1 protein-coding gene is annotated in these 1207 nt (G+C 66.0%); it reads right to left on the bottom strand.

The window, feature by feature from the left end; translation table 11 throughout:
• Nucleotides 1-37: 37 nt before the first annotated feature.
• Nucleotides 38-1207, bottom strand: a 1170-nt coding sequence (gene tuf, locus E2L08_RS16830) for an elongation factor Tu (protein ID WP_133398230.1), incomplete at its 5' end; no start/stop codon positions are given.

Genomic DNA, 1207 nt, shown 5'->3' with positions numbered 1-1207 from the left:
CGGGCCGGGCGGGGGTGTCCCGTCCGGCCCTTTGCCGTCACTCGATGATCTTGGAGACCACGCCGGCGCCGACGGTGCGGCCGCCTTCGCGGATGGCGAAGCGCAGCTTCTCCTCCATCGCGATCGGCGCGATCAGCTCGACACCGAAGGACACGTTGTCGCCCGGCATCACCATCTCGGTGCCCTCGGCCAGCTGAACCGTGCCCGTCACATCCGTCGTGCGGAAGTAGAATTGCGGGCGGTAGTTGGCGAAGAACGGCGTGTGCCGCCCGCCCTCTTCCTTGGTCAGGATATAGGCCTCGGCCTCGAACTTGGTGTGCGGCTTGACCGAGCCCGGCTTGCACAGCACCTGCCCGCGCTGAACGCCCTCGCGGTCGATCCCGCGCAGAAGCGCGCCGATATTGTCGCCCGCCTCGCCGCGATCGAGCAGCTTGCGGAACATCTCGACGCCCGTGCAGGTCGTCTTCTTCGTGTCGCGGATGCCCACGATCTCGATCTCGTCACCCACGTTGATCACGCCGCGCTCGACGCGGCCGGTCACGACCGTGCCCCGGCCGGAGATCGAGAACACGTCCTCGACCGGCATCAGGAAGGGCTGGTCCACCGCGCGCTCGGGCGTGGGGATGTACTCGTCGACCGCGGCCATCAGCGCCTTGATCGATTCCTCGCCGATCTCGGGGTTCTCGCCGTTCATCGCCGCCAGCGCCGAGCCGCGGATGATCGGGATGTCGTCGCCGGGATAGTCGTAGCTCGACAGAAGCTCGCGCACCTCCATCTCGACGAGCTCGATCAGCTCCTCGTCATCGACCTGGTCGACCTTGTTGAGATAGACGACCAGCGACGGGATGCCGACCTGGCGGCCCAGCAGGATGTGCTCGCGCGTCTGGGGCATCGGGCCGTCGGCCGCGTTCACCACGAGGATCGCGCCGTCCATCTGCGCCGCGCCCGTGATCATGTTCTTGACGTAGTCGGCGTGGCCGGGGCAGTCGACATGCGCGTAGTGACGGTTCTCGGTCTCGTACTCGACATGCGCCGTCGAGATCGTGATCCCGCGCGCCTTTTCCTCGGGCGCGCCGTCGATCTGGTCATAGGCCCGGAAATCGCCGAAATACTTCGTGATCGCCGCCGTCAGCGTCGTCTTGCCGTGATCAACGTGACCGATCGTCCCAATGTTCACATGCGGCTTGTTGCGTTCGAACTTTGCCTT

The organism is Palleronia sediminis (assembly GCF_004358695.1).
In the GTDB taxonomy this organism is placed as follows: domain Bacteria; phylum Pseudomonadota; class Alphaproteobacteria; order Rhodobacterales; family Rhodobacteraceae; genus Palleronia; species Palleronia sediminis.
Note: the sequence above shows the minus strand (reverse complement) of the source record. Positions and strands in the feature narration are given on the sequence as shown.